This window comes from Gordonia asplenii, assembly GCF_012933505.1.
GTDB lineage: Bacteria > Actinomycetota > Actinomycetes > Mycobacteriales > Mycobacteriaceae > Gordonia > Gordonia asplenii.
Window position 1 is genome coordinate 22100 of sequence record NZ_JABBNB010000039.1, and the last position, 14473, is coordinate 36572.

Sequence of the window (14473 nt, forward strand, 5' to 3'; positions counted from 1 at the left end):
CCTATCCGGCCTGCTCGGCCACAGTCAGTAGCTCGTCGAAGTCTGTCATCTTGACCCGCACCCGGCCGGCCGCCACACCAGCCGACCGCTCGGCCGCATCGATCCGCCGCCATCCCTGCGCGTCGACGACGGTCGCGCCACGGCCACGCGCCAGCTCCGCGACGTCAAGGGTTGAGGCGGCAGTCAGTAATCCGGCAGCGGCGTCGTCGAGCAACGACCGCGCCGTCTCCTCGGCGCATCGCCGATTCGCGCCGATACCACCGCGCGATCCGCGTTTGATCCAACCCGCGACGTACCGGCCGCGAAGCCATTCGCCCGACGTCGGGTCGACGATCCTGCCGTCGCGATGCGGCACCGTACCGGTCGTGGTGTCGAACGGCACTCCGCCGATCGGTTGTCCGGCGTATCCGATCGCGCGGATGAGAAGCGACGACGCTATCGGGGTGCCGTCGGCGACGTCGAGCCCGGTGACGTGGTCGACGCCGAGAATCGCGGTGGGCGTCGTGCCGAACCGGAACACCAGTCGGCGTCCACCTCCCCTCGTCCGCGCGGACAGCGTCCGTAAGACGTCAATCTTGCTCTGCACCAACGCATCTCCGGCGGATCGCGGCAACGGCTCATCGACGATCACGTCCACGTCTCGCAGTCCTGCCAGCGCCGCGAGTTCGCCGACGGTGTACGCCGCGTCCGACGCCGCGCGCCGACCCAGCACCACTACTTCACGAATAGCACTCTCCCGCAATGCTTTCAGCGCGTCATCGGCGATATCGGTGAGTGCGAGGTCGTCAGGGTCGGTGAGGAGGACCCGCGCGATGTCGAGCGCGACGTTGCCGTTTCCGACGATGACGGCGCGCTCACCGGACAGGTCGAATCGATGGTCGGCAAAGTCGGGGTGTCCGTTGTACCAGCCGACGAAGTCGCTCGACGACACGCTGCCGGGCAGTTCTTCTCCGTTGAGTCCCAACGACTTCGGAGCAAACGCGCCGTGCGCGTAGACCACCGCGTGATAGCCCTCGGCCAGCTCTTCGGAGCTGACATGGGTCCCCACGTCGACGCCGAGCAGGTAGCGCACCCTCGGCGACGCGGCGATCGAATCGAGGACCGCGCCGACCTTCTTGGTCGACTGGTGGTCGGGCGAGACGCCGGACCGGATCAGACCCAGCGGCGTCGGGAGCCGATCGATGACGTCGACTTCGATATTCGGTTGGGCGAGAAGCTCTTTCGCGGTGTACATACCGGCGGGCCCGGACCCGACGATCGCCACTCGAGTCGTGCTCGGCACCTGTGCACGCACCGCGGGCCGGAACGGGACGAGACCGCCGCGCACGTCGTGGTCGCGATAGTAGGCGGCGTTGATGTCGATGAAAGCCGCTGCGTCGGTGGGCAATTGAGCGGCGGGTACGATCGCGTCGACCGGGCATTCGGATACGCAGGCGCCGCAATCGATACACGTCGCCGGGTCGACGTAGAGCATCTCGGCGGTGGCGAAGTCGGGTTCGTCGGGCGTCGGATGAATGCAGTTCACCGGGCAGGCCGCGACGCACCCCGCATCGTTGCAGCACGACGCCGTGATCACATGGCTCATGAGATCCGCGGCTCCACTCGGATCCGTCCGCCCGCGCCGGGCGCGAAGGGCAGGCCGCGGAAGGCGACGCGTTCGTCGGGGGCGTCGGTCGGCAGCAGACGATACGTGCTCAGGATGGTGCGCAGGATGACGGTCATCTCCATATTCGCGAAGGCCGCGCCGATGCAGCGCCGCAGTCCGCCGCCGAAGGGCGTCCACGCATAGGTGTCGGGCATGCGGCCCAGGAACCGGTCCGGGATGAACTCGTCGGGTCGCGGGAAGTTGCGCGGATCGTGGTGCGCCACCGAGGTTGCCGTGTAGATGTTCATCCCGTAGGGAATCACCCACTCGCCCAACGGCATTCGAGCGACCAGCACCCGGCGGGTGGTACCGTCGATGGTTGCGCGCGAGCGCATCACCTCGTGGATCGTAGCCTGCAGGTAGGCGGCCTCTCCGTCGTCGATCTCGGCGACGAGTCGCTCCAGCGGGTGCGGGTGCCGGCTCAACCGTTCGAACGCCCACGCCAGCGACGTCGCGGTGGTCTCGTGACCGGCGGCGAGCAGGGTGGTGAGTTGGTCGCCGATGTGGCGGTGCGTCACCGGGCTGCCGTCGTCGTAGGTGGACCGCAGCAGCAGGGACAGGACGTCGGGACGGTTCTCGAAGTCGGGGTCCGCGTAGGCGCGCGCGATGAGCCGCTCGATGATGTCGTCGAACTGCCTGCGCATCGCGAGATGGCGCCGCCACGGACTGAGCGGCCAGTCCTTCTGCAGTGGCCGCACCGCGAACAGGAACGCGCCGAAGCGAATCCAGCGCGGCGCGAGGTCACGCAGTTCCTCGAACTCCGCACCTTCGGCGCCGAACATCGCCCGCAGGATGATGTTGAGCGTGATACTCATCGTCGACGGATGAACCGGAAACTCCTGTCTCACCGGCCATTTCGCGATCTCCTTGAGCGTCTCCTCTTCGACGATCGACTCGAACGCGCGCAGGCTGCGCCCATGAAACGGCGGAGTGAGCAGTTTGCGGTGTCGCTGATGCTCGGCGGTCTGCTTACCGAAGATCGAGCCTTCGCCGAACATCACGTCGAGGCTCGGCTCGACGCCGCCCGCGACGTCGGCGGGAATATGGAACAGTTCGTTGAACATCGCGGGCTCGGTGATCACGACCGAGGTGCCGAAGGTCGGTACGGTCATCGTGAACGTCGGGCCGTAGCGGTCAGCCAGCTCGGCGAGCATCCGCGGCCGGTCGGTGAGGAATCGCACGACATTTCGCGGCCGCAGCGGCGGTCCGGGTGGAAGTCGGACGGGACCGACGAGGACGGGGTCGGCTGGTCGGGTCGTGGTCATGGATGCTCCCGCGAGTTCGATGTGCTGTGCTACCCATCGTCATGGACCACGGGTTGGCGTGGAATGTGCATGCTCACCAACATGGTCATCCTGTGGTGCAAATAGCACCAGAAGGCTAGTCTCTTCCGATGGAACCACCCGAGTGCACACCGGCGGTGAAGGATCTGATCAGGCAAGCCGCACAGCAGGCGCTCGACGCGCCCCAGAGCTGGTTCGACGAGATCGACGAGGCCGCGTTCTCGGCGTCGGACATGGAGCGCATCGCCGACGACCCCGCGTTGCGCGCCTTCACCGTGCGAAGTACTCACGCGTTGCTGCGGTATTGGGCGGCGGCGAACGTCGCTGATCCGGGCGCGTACGTGCCTCCGCTGGTCGACGACCTGACCAGCACAGCGCAGTCGATGGTGTACCGCGGTCATACCGAAGCCAACGTCGACGCGTATCGGCTCGGGCAGAACGTGGCCTGGCGACGGTGGATGAAGATCGCTTTCGCGTTGACGTCGAATATCGACGACCTGCGCGACATGCTCGACGTCACCGCTCAGACGATCGGCACGTTCGTCGACGCGACCATCTCGGCGCTGACCGCCGAGATCGCCAGCGAACGCGACCGGATGACGCGGGGACGCGAGGCAGCCCGGCTCGACGCCGTGTCGGGGTTGATCGCGGGCGGCCGGGTCGACCGGGCGTCGGCCGAACTCATCCCCGGCTACCGGCTCGACCAGGTGCACACCGCGATCGTCGTCTGGACCACCGACCCCTCGCCCCGACTCTCCGAACTCGAGCGCACCGTCGACGACCTCGCGAAGCATCTCGGTGCGGCGGGCGTGGTCCGGATCGTCGCGAGTGCCGGCACGGTGTGGGGATGGTTGGGCGGCGTCACTCAGGACCGGCTGCGCGACGTCGGGCGCATCGTCGACGCGAGGACCGACTGGCAGATCGCCATCGGGTCGACCGGGCCGGGACTCGACGGATTCCGGACGTCGCACCTCGACGCGGTGCGTACCCAGCACATGATGGCGCGGCTGGACACCGACCATTCCGTCGGAACTTTCGCCGACGTCGAGGGGGTGTTATTGCTCGCGGCGTCGCCCGACCAGGCAAACCGGTTCGTCGCACATACGTTGGGGCCCTTGGAAACCGGGTACCCGGAGCTGCGGGAGGCGGTGCGGGCGTATCTCGCCGAACAGTGCAACGCCTCGAAGGCGGCCGATCGGCTGTTCACGCACCGCAACACGCTGTTGCGGCGGATCAAGCGCGCCGACGAGCTACTGCCGCGGACGGTTGCGGACAACGCACTCAACATCGGGATGGCATTGGAGATCCGGCATTGGCGGGGCGCGACGTCGACGGCCGACTGAGTGCATTGTGCACATCAGCTGACTGCTTCTGGTTGTCCTGCACCTGGAAGTGGCGGTTGCCCGATGTGAAAGTTGTGTGACACACCCGCACAGCTTCCCAGATCAGAGGACGTACATATGACGCAAACAGCCACGCGCGCAACCGATCTCACGTCGATGACGCATGCCGAGCTGGTCGACCTGTTCGCCACCCTCGACGCACCCGCACTCACGGAGATGATCGGCGAGTTCGACGGCACACCGCTGCGGCAGCCCGATCTGGTCCGCACCGCGATCGCCGCTGTCAAGGTCCGCAACCCGCTCCACCTGTGGAAGACCAAGGGATTCCGGCAGATCGACGAGCACTCAGGACGGGGTTACAACATTCATCGGTGGGCGATCACCGGTCGCCTGGACTACCGCGATCCGATGACCACGCGTATCGCAGCGTCGCATATCGACGGACGACCGGCCTTTCAACTCGACTACCGCACATTCGACACCGTCAACGGCGCGCTGAATCTCGTCGACGACGTCCGGCGCGTGTCGCCCGGCCTCTACCTCGGATTCGGAATGCTCGGCTTCACCGACCGGCAGCGCAGCGTGCTGCAACCGTTCATGCTGGAAGCGACGGGTCGGCCATACGTCGCCGACGTCGGCGCGCTGCGCAGCGAGCAACGCCACGGGGCGAAGGTGTCCTGACTGGCTGCGGACCGCTGGCCTGGGCGTCATCCGCATGCGGTTGGATGCAGATCACGGACCGGCCCTCTATGACTCGATAAGTAGGGTGTCGCGGCTAATGGTATTGATATCCCTGCGCGCACCCTGCTTCGCCGCATCCTGCTGGTTGAGCGAGGCGAAGCCGAGTCGAGACCACTGTGACGCTGAGGGTTTCGTCATAGCCCGACCGGTGGGGTTTCGACTCGCTCCGCTCGCTCAACCGGCAGAGGAACGCAACGTCATACAACTCTTCAAATGCGACACCCGATTAGTGGATTGTCGCGGCTCAACGGTCGGAGATGCCCGGCGGGTGTTCGACCGGGGCCGCGGTTGAGTATCGGAGGTACCGTTGCCGCCCTTGGCACGGTTTGAGATGGACTCGCGCCCCTTGCGCACCATTGGTATCAACGAATCGTTCTATCCCCGGCCACCAGGGTGTGTCGACTCGCGTCTGGACCTCGCCAATGCCGCGTTTGTCGCTGCAGTAGCGCGTTCACGCGGCGGTGGTCGAACTACCACTGCGGTAACCCGTTACCGCGGACGTAACCACCGCAGCGCGAAGAGGTTACGGTGCCGCGAATTCGGTTACCGCAGTGCAACATTGGCTACTGCAGTGGGAACGACGTAGCGCACCAAGAATTCTGCGCTGCCGCCGCAGCATCGCCACAGTTCCGGCGCACGCCGGGCTGCCGAGGCCCCATCGCACCCCCCGCGGTGCCAGGGTCATTGCAACTGACACTGACACCCGCACCGAACGCTCACATGACAACCCCTAGACACAGCACCCACACAACCCCCATCCGCCCCAGCAGTCACAACGAATCGCTTCACCCTGCGACCGCCCCCAAGCACCGTCATCGCATCGATACCGGAGTTAGACGCGATACTCCACTACGGCGGACGCATCCAAGATGGAACTGACTGACGGTAAGCGCCCCACAAGTCTCTTCGCTCCTGGGTAGTGCGACGGCCCGTGTCGGCGCACATCGTCTGTTGAGTTGTTCATGTGCCGATGGCTGGGTCGGCTCGCTCTTCGGCTCGAAGACGCAGTTCGCGCCGCAGGATCTTTCCGGTGGCGGTAAGTGGCAATTCGTCGACGATCGTAATCTGCCGCGGGTACTGGTAGAACGCCAGGCGACTCTTCACGTAGGTTTGCAGTTCTGTCCGCAGCTCGTCAGTGCCGTGTATGCCGTTGTTGAGTACGACGAATGCGTGCACCGCCTCGCCTCGCAACTCGTCAGGCGCGCCGATGACACCCGCCATCGCGACAGCCGGGTGAGTCAGAAGTGTCTCCTCGATCTCCCCAGGGCCGATTCGGTATCCGGCTGAGGAGATCACGTCATCGGCCCGACCTTGGTAGAAGTAGTTGCCGTCGTCGTCCCGTGTCCCCAGATCTCCCGTATGTATCCATCCGCCGTGGCGCTTCTCCGCGGTGTGCTCCGGTCTATTCCAGTACTCGATGAACTGACCTGGATTGTCTGCCCGAACGCAGATCTCGCCCACCTGGCCAACTGCTTGCGGCTCGCCGAGCGAGTCGAGAAGCGCGACGGTGAACCCCGGGAAGGGCCGCCCCATCGAGCCCGGCGGGGCAATCCATTTCGACCGGGCAGTGCCGATGGTCATGTTCATCTCGGTTTGTCCGTAGAACTCGTTGATGGCAACACCGAATATGGTTTGGACCCAGCTCCGTAACGCCTCTCCGAGCGGTTCGCCGCCAGTTGCCAGTGACCTGAGCCGTACCCGGCCCGCGGTAGCGGCGTCGACACCGTCTCTGCGCATTTGTTTGAGGGCGGTGGGTGGCACGAACGACGCTGTGACCGCGTGTTCGGCCATGATCTGGAGGGCCCTGGTGGCGGTGAACTTGTCTGGACAGGCAACAACTGGGCGGCCCATGGCGAGGGCGGGGAAGAGAACATCGAATAGTCCGCCGATCCAGGCCCAATCCGCCGGCGTCCAGAAGATGTCGTCCGGGGTGGGGGCGTCGTCGAAAGCGATGCGCACTCCCGGCATGTGGGCGGGCAGGATGCGGTGCCCGTGCAGAGCCCCCTTGGGCGGTCCGGTCGTACCGGAGGTGTAGATGATGATGGCCGGTGACGCCGCGGTTGTGATTGCGGCGGTCCGAGATTCATCGGCCGCGGCGACGACCTCGTCGAACGTCTGGAGGTCGAACCTCGCGTTACCGTCGGCGGCCCGCTCGCCGACCACCAGTACGGTGTGAAGCGAAGGAAGGTCGGCCAGTCCGGCGTGCACTCGTGAGTAGCTTTCGCTGTCGATGACGAGGACCCGCGCGCCTGAATCTGCAAGACGGTGGGCGACTGCGTCGGAGCCGAACTTGACCGACAACGGAACGGTAACCACTCCCGCGCGGAAGCCACCGAGATGTGCGGTGAGCACCTCCACTCCTTGGGGCACCATGATTCCGATGCGATCACCCGCGGTCAGACCGAGCGTGGAGGTCAACGCGGACGCGAACCGCCGACTGAGTGCGGTCAGATCGCCGAAGGTGTATCGGTCGATGCGGATGCCGGTGTCGACGATCAGTGCAAGGTCCTCGCGGCGTTGATCGTCGGTGCATGCAGTGGCGATGTTGAATCGATCGGGGACGCTCCACGTGAACGTCGGAGCGGTGAGGTCCTGCCACCACGACGGACGCGATGTGGTGGGTGTCATCCTGCGACGACCTGCTCGTTGTCGCGACCGAGGTGTCTGCCGACGAGAAATTGGAAGTCACCTTGGAAGACCTTGGTGCCGTCCTGGTTCACCAGCCATGCACGACAGGTGACGACCGCTGTCGCTCCATCGGATCTGTCTCGGAGTCCGAGTACCTCGGAGTGCGACTGTACGCGATCACCGAAGAACGTCGGCGCGAGAAAGCGGACGTTGTCGAGGCCGTAGAACGCCTGGAAGTAGCGAGGATCCAGTTCGACGAGACCCAGTAGCGTCGACAGCATCAGTGCGCCGTGGGCGATTCGCTGTCCGAATCGGTTGGTAGCCGCGTAGTCGGCATCGAGATGCAGTGGGTGTTTGTCGCCGGTCAGCTCGGCGAAGTCGCGAACGTACTCTTCGGTGACGATGTGCCAGTCCGTCGTCGCGGTGTCGCCTACAGCGATCGCCTCGTAGGGTTTGCTGATCACTTGTGCTCCTGGTTTGGCAGATAGGGATCAAGGGCGTTGCTCGGTTCGAACTCCCCGGAGTGGGCCCCTCCTGCCGGAGGGTGCCCGCTACCGGGAGCTCGTACTGATCAGATCGGCTTGATCTCGCTGATCTGGAACGTCGGCTCGATGTTCGTGTAGTTCGCGACGTCGGCCAGGATCTCCTCGGCGTGCGGCGCGAACGCGCCTTGGAATGCCTCGACGGAGTCGAAGTGCAGATGACACAGCGCGACATAGGGCGGCTTCTCACCGGGAGTTCCGCTGGCCAGCCCCTGCTCGGCCTGGCTGTCCAGCAACGCCGAACCGAGCTTCGCCTGAACCATCGGCATGTGCTTGGTCACGTAGTAGTCGATATCGAATGAGGCGTCATCGGAGTTGGCGTAGAGCACGCTGACGGTGATCATCGTTGTTCCTTTTCGTTGAGTTGATCTGCATACGTAGATCGCCCGGCCAGTGCGTCGGCCGGGCGATCAGGCCTGGCTGCTACGAGTTGACAGTCGCCCTTTGCAGTGCGAAGCCGCGGTAGTTGTCGGCCGCGATCTCATAGCAGAGCGCCCGATACGTTGGCGACCCGCCGAGGTACATCAGCGGAGAGATTGGTTTGCCGGGGATGTTGGCACCCATGAAGAAGGACTTTGCAAGTGGGAAGAGGGTCGCGTCGGCGAGGGTGCGCACCGTCTCCACCCATTCGGTCTCGGACTCGGCGGTCGGCTCGATGGTGTCGATATCGTTGTCGACCAGATACCTGATGGTCTCCGATGCGAAGTTGACATGGTCCTCGATCGCCAGCGGATTGTTCGTCAGTGCGACATGGCTCTGAGGTCCGGTGATCATGAAGAAGTTCGGGAACCCGTGCGAGGCGATGCCGAGGTAGGTTTCCGGGCCGTCCGCCCATTTTTCGTTGAGGGTCAGTCCATTCCGGCCGACGACGCCCATCTCGAGCAACGCTCCGGTCGAGAAGTTGAAGCCCATCGCGGAGATGAGGACGTCGAACTCGTACTCGGTGTCGCCGACGCGCACCCCCTTCTCGGTGACCTCTTGGATCGGGTTCGCACGGACGTCGACGAGCGTGACATTGTCGCGGTTGTACACCTCGAAGTAGTTCGTCTCCATCGGCGCGCGCTTCGTACCGAACGGGTGGTCATGAGGCGTCAGCATCGCGGCCACCGAGGGATCCTCTACACGTTTGGCGATCTGCTCGCGCAGGTACTCGGCGAGCGTGTCGTTCGACTCCTTGTCGAAGAGCAGGTCGCCGTAGGTTCCGACGAGGATGTGGAACCCGCCTACGTCGTAATACATCCGGTCATAGGCCGCCTTGCGTTCTTCTTCGCCAGCGGCTTTTGCCGACTCGCCAGGCTCGTCGGAAACGATGCCCATGAAGTTGTGGAGCGCGCCCTCACGGATATCCGGATAGTTCTTGACACGCTCCTCGTGCTCGGCCTCGGAGACCGGCCGGTTGCGCAGCGGGCACGCGAAGTTCGGGGTGCGCTGGAAGACGGTGAGGTGTCCGACCTCGGACGCGATCGTCTGGATTACCTGAATACCGGAGGCACCCGTCCCGATGATCCCGACTCGCTTGCCTGCCAGGTCGACCGGCTCGTGCGGCCAGCGGTGTGTCGAGATCAGTTGACCCTTGAAGTTGTCGATTCCGGGGAACTCCGGCTTCTTCGGAATACTCAGGTTTCCAGCTCCGGAGACGATGAAGCGAGCAGTCGTCGTCTCGCCGGCATCGGTGCCGACGTGCCACACGGATGCAGCATCGTCCCACACCATAGAGGTTATACGCGTGTTGAATTGAACACTGCGGCGAATATCGAATTTGTCGGCGACGTGATTCAGATAAGCGAGGATCTCCGGCTGGGCCGCATAGCGTTCGCTCCATTTCCACTCACTCTGGAGCTCTTCGGAAAACGAATACGAGTAGTGAGCGCTCTCGATGTCGCAGCGCGCGCCCGGGTACCTGTTCCAGAACCACGTGCCCCCCACATCGGAGCCGGCCTCGAAAGTGCGTACCGCGAGTCCGAGCTGGTCACGCAGATAATGAGTGGCGTATATCCCGACGAATCCGGTGCCTACAACTACTACATCGACGTCGGCTTGTTCATTGAATTGAGTCATAGGTCACACTGTAGATTCAGATTTTCCAGCCTTGGTAATACCGATTTCTTATTGCCCCGCGACCGGTATTCGACTTCCCGGAATGCACTGGCGCGGCTCGTCCACGCGCCGCGGAACAACTCCCGTCCGTCGACGCCGCAGGGCCGGCGAGCCAGAGCGGGCGCGATGATCGAGCTGGGAGGTAACAGATCCCCCGCGCGGGTGTCGGCCTGAGCGCTGGCCCGCGCGGTCATCCACGCCGATCAACTGATCGGCAGACCTCTCTGACCTCATGCGATGGGGCTCGCCAGGACCTATCGAGTGATCGGTTTTGCTTGACTGCGCCCCATGTCATGGGTACCCTCTGTTGTGCCGACGGGATCTCTATCACTTGTGTGATCAAGAGTGTTGCAGTTCAGAACCGAACGCCTAGGAGTCGATCAATGGATGTCCGCACCCTCCGCTACTTCTTGCTCGTCGCCGAAGAGGGAAGCATCCACGGCGGAGCCCGCAGAGCAATGGTCGCGCAGCCGGCTGTCACCGTCGCGATCAAGAAGCTGGAGTCGAGACTCGGTCATCGGGTGTTCGTCCGGTCCCCGCAAGGAGTCGAGCTCACCCCCGCCGGGCGGACACTATTGGTTCACGCGCGAGACCTTTTGCGGCGCATCGACGAGTTCGAGCGCGATGCACACGAGCTGACCTCGCAACCGCCCACCTTTACAGTCGGGTTGCTCGCAGGTCCCGCATCCGCGGGCGAGTTGAGTCTCCCGATCATCGAGACTTTCCGCGCAAAGCGGCCAGACCTCGACCTGCGTGTCAGGCAACTACGCTTCGATGACCATTTCGATGCCATCCTCGACGGAGCCGTGGACGTAGCGGTCGTCCGATCTCCCTTCATGCACGACGACCTCGACTTCTCTCCGCTGTTCGACGAGCCGACAGTGGCGGTGGCAAGCGTGGAACATCCGTTCGCGCAACGTGAGGAAGTCACGATGGACGACGTGCTCGGCGAACGGCCCCTCGAGGTGGCTCAAGCGCCGACAGTCTGGCGCGATTTCTGGAGCTTCGCAGACTACCGATCGTCGACTCTAGGCGCGATCAATTCCAACGCAACGACGGTAATGGAGTACTCCGCCGACGTACTCAAGAACCGCACCGTCAGCCCAATGGCCCTAAGCGGATGGCGGCTCGGAGGTATCAGCGGGTCGAATGCCCTGCGCGCCATGCGAATCGTGGATGCTCCACGCAGCGTGATTGGCGTTGGGCGACGCGCCGGCGACTCTCGCGACGACGTGCTTGACTTCGTCACGGTCGCCCACGACATCTCGGCGCGCCTGGTCTCGTGGGTTCCCGATGCCGAAACAGTGAGCGCCTGAGCCCGCCTCGGCGAGACACCCTACGATCCATCCGTGAGCATTCTCGGCGAGCTCATTTGCTCACGGGAAGGGAGGCGTCAACGTCGCGCGACAGTGCCGATACCCCAGACATCAGTGAAACGTGAGTCTGGTTCGCTGCTCAACCGGCGGGGGGTTTCGAGGAACTCGACGCCCGCGATCTCGTCGCGATTGATCGACACCATTCGACATGCAACATTTACGAAGAAGTTCTGCACTTCCACCAATTGAACGCGCCCGTCCGGCCTGTACCAATGAGCAACGCCGGTGCACATTTCGAGAATGGCTAGTCTGCTCAATCCGACATCTAACAGATCGAAGGCGCCGAAACGCTGCCCCCTCTCCAGTACTTGCCCGAACATAGACTCGTACTCGTCGCGCATCTTCTGCATCTCGACCCGATTGACCTCAGTCAAGCCGCGCATCTCGTACTCCGCTACTCGGCACGTGAGCGGGTTGACCGCTGTGATGCCGACGTGGGAGCCAACCAGCCCTGCCAGTTGAACCGCTGGATCGGCGCTGCGTCGCATGGCCCGTACTCCGGCCTCGGCCAATTCGAGCAGACACTCGTTAATGATCGATGCGAGCAGCGATTCCTTATTCCCGAAGTAGTGATAGATGGTCGCCGAGGTAATCCCGGCTTCCGCGCCCAACTCACGAATCCCAGTCGCGGCAAAACCTCGACGCGCAAAGAGCGAGACGGCGGCTTGCTGCACCCCAGACGGGTCCATCGCTTGGCTCTCCCTCTTGTCAACGATGGTGCCAGGCCACGGACTCAGCCGTCCGACTACCGATCGATCTTGATTGGTGAATGCGCTTGCGCCTGTGCACGTGATCATACCGCTGCAGATCGATCGATTGGCAACCTTCCGATGCGGTGTCCCGCACTCCCTTCGACGCCGGTGGGGTAGCTGGTCTGCGGGCCATTGACGGTCGGCGCAGCGTCGAGCGATAGGGCGATAACCAAACGGCATTACCCGGCTCTACTCGTCACGGTGTGACACTCGACACGCGTCCGATTGCGGGTTGCGACTTCGCAGCCGAGGCCGCCGCTCACCGCACCGGAAACACATTCCGTGATGTCTTCTCTATGAAAGGTTGAGGTCTCATGCCGAACTCCGATTCGAGTCTGTTGGCCAACGAGTTCCGCGCACTACGCGAACTCATGGCCGCTGATCCGGCGATGGAACTGGAAATCCTGCGGGCCCTGTTCGAACAGCTCGGAAGGGCCACCGCCGAACCCACGGACGTGACCTATTCCGAGGTGGACGCGGGCGGCGTCAATGCTCTGTGGTGTCTTCCCGTCGACAGGGACACCTCCAAAGTCCTCGTGTACACCCACGGTGGTGGCGCGGCCAACACCGCGTCGAGCCACCGCAAGTTCGCGGCACATCTCGCCAAGGCCAGCGGTGCCGCCGCACTGGTCGTCGACTTCCGGCGCGCCCCCGAGCACCCCTTCCCTGCCCAAATCGAGGACGCCACAACAGTTTACGACTGGCTCCTGGAACAGAATCCGACCGCCGCAGTCGCCGTGGTCGGTGACTCCGCAGGCGGAAATGTGGCCATCGGCTCGGTACTGCGGCTGCGAGAGCTCGGGCGAACCCTGCCCCAGGCGGTCGCCGTCTTTTCGCCGTTCCTCGACATGGAGAACACCGGTGCCACTCTCGACGATCCAGAAGGCAAGGACGTCTTCATCGACCGTGGACTCGTGGAGCTGATGTCTGCGCTCCTTCTGGGCGCCGACAGTACGCCAACCGATCCGATTGCGAACCCGCTGCACGCCGATCTCACGGGATTCCCTCCCACGTACGTCGCGGTCGGCGGGGCCGAAGCACTGCTCGACGATAGTCGACGCTTCGTCGACCGAGCACGTGCGACAGGCGTCGAAGTCGAATTCGAGATCGCCCCGGAGGAGCAGCACATCTACATGTTCGCAGCAGGTCGTGACGCGACGGCTGATGCCACGGTCAAAGCAATCGGCGACTGGCTGCGCGCCACCCTCGACCGACCCCACGACTGAACGACCCCAAACCACCCACAAAAAAGAGAGAAGTAAGGAACTGTAATGAAATACCACCACATCGCGGTTTTCGTCAGTGACGCCGAAGAATCCCTCAAGCTCTACCGAGATATCCTCGGGTTCAAGGTCGTCACCGATACGATCATTCCCGACCGCCCCGAGGGAACATTCTTCGATCAGAAAACGCTGGACGACATCTTCAAGGTCGAAGGGTCGAAGTCGCGGATGGTCCTGCTCGCTCCCCCAGAAGTCGACGGCACCTTCCTCGAATTCCAGCAGCCTCTCAACCCACCGGTCCAACGCAAGCCGAAGGAAACACTTCGGTATGCCCACACCGGCATCTCCGAACTCGGCTTCGAGGTCACCGACATCGACCAATGGTTCGAGAAGGTCAGAAGCGCAGGATACGAGACCCAGACAGAGTACGTCTGGGAAGCCGGGGGCATCGTGCGCTCGTTCCTCTTCTACGATCCCGACGGCAACATGGTCCAGCTCTGCGAGAACCTCGTCGACATGAAGGCAGCCTTCGCCTGAGGTAGTTCGTGGACGCCGAGAGTATTGGGCTCGTCGTCCGTCAATCACCGAGAACCCTCGACACCTCCGTAGCCACTCGACCTTGGCGTTGACCGTCGGAATGCAACGATCTACGGGCATCCGACGGTCCGCCAGGGGACGTCATTCGACGCTTCGAGACTGTTGGACGATGTATCTCCAGTCGATTGCGCGAGTGGCGAGTCACCCCACCTACTGTGAGCTGTCCCGAAATCCCGTTCCCCAGTAAGGTTTTCGGGTCACCAGCCCCTCGTTACACCGAAGCTCGTTCCTCGCTTCGGCACTCGG

Annotated in this window: 12 protein-coding genes; 5 read left to right on the forward strand and 7 right to left on the reverse strand. The window is 63.5% G+C overall.

The genetic code is table 11. The features are described 5' to 3' along the window. Window position 1: 1 nt before the first annotated feature. Together HH308_RS25990 and HH308_RS25995 are read right to left on the reverse strand one after the other, a co-directional pair. Entirely contained in the window at window positions 2-1585 is a 1584-nt protein-coding gene (locus HH308_RS25990; RefSeq protein WP_170197182.1) for an FAD-dependent oxidoreductase, read from the reverse strand. Continuing rightward, a complete protein-coding gene (locus HH308_RS25995) occupies window positions 1582-2910 on the reverse strand; it encodes a cytochrome P450 (RefSeq protein ID WP_170197183.1) in 1329 nt (442 codons plus the stop codon). The genes HH308_RS25990 and HH308_RS25995 overlap by 4 nt, the downstream gene beginning before the upstream one ends. Window positions 2911-3038: 128 nt before the next feature. Between HH308_RS25995 and HH308_RS26000 the strand changes: the two genes are divergently transcribed. Together HH308_RS26000 and HH308_RS26005 are read left to right on the forward strand one after the other, a co-directional pair. After that, window positions 3039-4271, forward strand: a complete 1233-nt coding sequence (locus tag HH308_RS26000) for a PucR family transcriptional regulator (RefSeq protein ID WP_170197184.1) — start codon at window positions 3039-3041, stop codon at window positions 4269-4271. Between the two features lie 117 nt (window positions 4272-4388). Beyond that, window positions 4389-4952 (forward strand): hypothetical protein, encoded by a 564-nt coding sequence (locus HH308_RS26005; protein WP_170197185.1) that lies wholly within the window; start codon window positions 4389-4391, stop codon window positions 4950-4952. Window positions 4953-5972: 1020 nt separating this feature from the next. Here the strand turns inward: HH308_RS26005 and HH308_RS26010 are convergent. The 4 genes from HH308_RS26010 to HH308_RS26025 all read right to left on the reverse strand — a co-directional run bounded on the left by HH308_RS26010 (window position 5973) and on the right by HH308_RS26025 (window position 10240). Next, window positions 5973-7640: an AMP-binding protein gene (locus HH308_RS26010; protein ID WP_170197186.1), complete on the reverse strand. Its 1668-nt coding sequence runs from the start codon at window positions 7638-7640 to the stop codon at window positions 5973-5975. Continuing rightward, on the reverse strand, window positions 7637-8104 hold the full coding sequence (locus tag HH308_RS26015) for a MaoC family dehydratase (protein ID WP_170197187.1): 468 nt from the start codon (window positions 8102-8104) through the stop codon (window positions 7637-7639). Before HH308_RS26015 ends, HH308_RS26010 begins: the two co-directional genes overlap by 4 nt. Window positions 8105-8211: 107 nt before the next feature. Next, window positions 8212-8526, reverse strand: coding sequence for an EthD family reductase (locus HH308_RS26020; RefSeq protein ID WP_170197188.1), 315 nt, complete (start codon window positions 8524-8526; stop codon window positions 8212-8214). Between the two features lie 79 nt (window positions 8527-8605). Continuing rightward, a complete protein-coding gene (locus HH308_RS26025; protein WP_170197189.1) occupies window positions 8606-10240 on the reverse strand; it encodes a flavin-containing monooxygenase in 1635 nt (544 codons plus the stop codon). 422 nt (window positions 10241-10662) lie between these two features. Between HH308_RS26025 and HH308_RS26030 the strand changes: the two genes are divergently transcribed. Beyond that, window positions 10663-11595 (forward strand): LysR family transcriptional regulator, encoded by a 933-nt coding sequence (locus HH308_RS26030; protein WP_170197190.1) that lies wholly within the window; start codon window positions 10663-10665, stop codon window positions 11593-11595. A gap of 77 nt (window positions 11596-11672) precedes the next feature. Here the strand turns inward: HH308_RS26030 and HH308_RS26035 are convergent, their stop codons facing one another. After that, complete coding sequence (locus HH308_RS26035; RefSeq protein WP_312870858.1) at window positions 11673-12329, reverse strand: TetR/AcrR family transcriptional regulator; 657 nt, start codon at window positions 12327-12329, stop codon at window positions 11673-11675. Window positions 12330-12721: 392 nt separating this feature from the next. On the opposite strand from HH308_RS26035, the gene HH308_RS26040 reads away from it, so the two are divergent. Continuing rightward, window positions 12722-13633, forward strand: coding sequence for an alpha/beta hydrolase (locus HH308_RS26040; protein ID WP_170197192.1), 912 nt, complete (start codon window positions 12722-12724; stop codon window positions 13631-13633). A gap of 45 nt (window positions 13634-13678) precedes the next feature. Next, window positions 13679-14167 (forward strand): VOC family protein, encoded by a 489-nt coding sequence (locus HH308_RS26045; protein WP_170197193.1) that lies wholly within the window; start codon window positions 13679-13681, stop codon window positions 14165-14167. Window positions 14168-14473: the final 306 nt, after the last annotated feature.

What these genes read in the sequence shown, in the direction of transcription:
- HH308_RS25990 (WP_170197182.1), bottom strand. Translation starts at nt 1,585, where the DNA reads ATGAGCCATGTGATCACGGCGTCGTGCTGCAACGATGCGGGGTGCGTC.
- HH308_RS25995 (WP_170197183.1), bottom strand. Translation starts at nt 2,910, where the DNA reads ATGACCACGACCCGACCAGCCGACCCCGTCCTCGTCGGTCCCGTCCGA.
- HH308_RS26000 (WP_170197184.1), top strand. Translation starts at nt 3,039, where the DNA reads ATGGAACCACCCGAGTGCACACCGGCGGTGAAGGATCTGATCAGGCAA.
- HH308_RS26005 (WP_170197185.1), top strand. Translation starts at nt 4,389, where the DNA reads ATGACGCAAACAGCCACGCGCGCAACCGATCTCACGTCGATGACGCAT.
- HH308_RS26010 (WP_170197186.1), bottom strand. Translation starts at nt 7,640, where the DNA reads ATGACACCCACCACATCGCGTCCGTCGTGGTGGCAGGACCTCACCGCT.
- HH308_RS26020 (WP_170197188.1), bottom strand. Translation starts at nt 8,526, where the DNA reads ATGATCACCGTCAGCGTGCTCTACGCCAACTCCGATGACGCCTCATTC.
- HH308_RS26025 (WP_170197189.1), bottom strand. Translation starts at nt 10,240, where the DNA reads ATGACTCAATTCAATGAACAAGCCGACGTCGATGTAGTAGTTGTAGGC.
- HH308_RS26030 (WP_170197190.1), top strand. Translation starts at nt 10,663, where the DNA reads ATGGATGTCCGCACCCTCCGCTACTTCTTGCTCGTCGCCGAAGAGGGA.
- HH308_RS26040 (WP_170197192.1), top strand. Translation starts at nt 12,722, where the DNA reads ATGCCGAACTCCGATTCGAGTCTGTTGGCCAACGAGTTCCGCGCACTA.
- HH308_RS26045 (WP_170197193.1), top strand. Translation starts at nt 13,679, where the DNA reads ATGAAATACCACCACATCGCGGTTTTCGTCAGTGACGCCGAAGAATCC.